General features: G+C 44.7%; 1 protein-coding gene and 1 pseudogene. Both read right to left on the bottom strand.

Annotated features, from left to right (window positions below):
- Nucleotides 1–450, bottom strand: a pseudogene (locus tag R7P74_RS25860) (aminopeptidase PepB); the annotation flags it as partial.
- Nucleotides 451–621: 171 nt separating this feature from the next.
- On the bottom strand, nt 622–804 hold a 183-nt coding region (gene iscX, locus R7P74_RS25855), incomplete at its 5' end, for a Fe-S cluster assembly protein IscX (protein WP_318123507.1).

The following is an 804-nucleotide window of genomic DNA, read 5'->3' as shown; positions in this document are numbered from 1 at the left end:
ATCTTTAACAATACGAGCCGTTACCGTGCCTTCTGGTGCGACAGATTTGATGAACTCAGCCGCCATCGTAGCAAGTTGACGAGGTGCAACTTCTTCCGCCGTTTTGTTGATGATATCGCGCGTAAAATCGGTCGCTTTAATGCGAGCTTGAAGTTCAGTTTGGTCTTCTTCAGAAAGCGCAGTCCATTCTAGTAAACCGTGTTTTTTCGGGTTGCGGTAACCTTGATGGAAAGCCCAGATGCTTTCCAAATCCCAATGTTCACCAGAAAGTAGAACTGAATGAATTCCTTGGCCATCTAGCTGACGAGCTGCACGCTGAATTGCACCAAGATCATGACCTTCACCTAGATGAATCGTCGCACCGTTTTCAGAGAATGAAAGTAGTGCTTTCTCACCCCAGTGTGGAGCAGCAGAATCTTGACTTAAAAATACAGACATCTGTGTAGACATGGTTTCTCCTTGTCTTATATCGGCGTAGCCTACGCCGCTTCTTTTTAATAACTCACGGATGTTAGCATTATGTAGGGTAAAAATGTCAACTTGATAAAAAAACGGACCTAGAGGTCCGCTTTTTTTAGTAAGAATTGTTAACTCGGCTGCGTTTTACCGCCGAATTGAGCATCAGTCTGCTTCGTCCATCCAGCACATGATGACCGCTTCTAGGATCTTTTCGTTACAATGGTTTGGCTCATCGTCAAACTCATCTAACTCCATGATCCATTGATGAAGATCGGTAAAACGCACGGTTTGTGGATCCACATCTGGAAACTTGTCACAAAGCTCAATCGCGATATCGCGAGAATC

This window comes from Vibrio sp. 2033, assembly GCF_033339735.1.
Note: the sequence above shows the minus strand (reverse complement) of the source record. Positions and strands in the feature narration are given on the sequence as shown.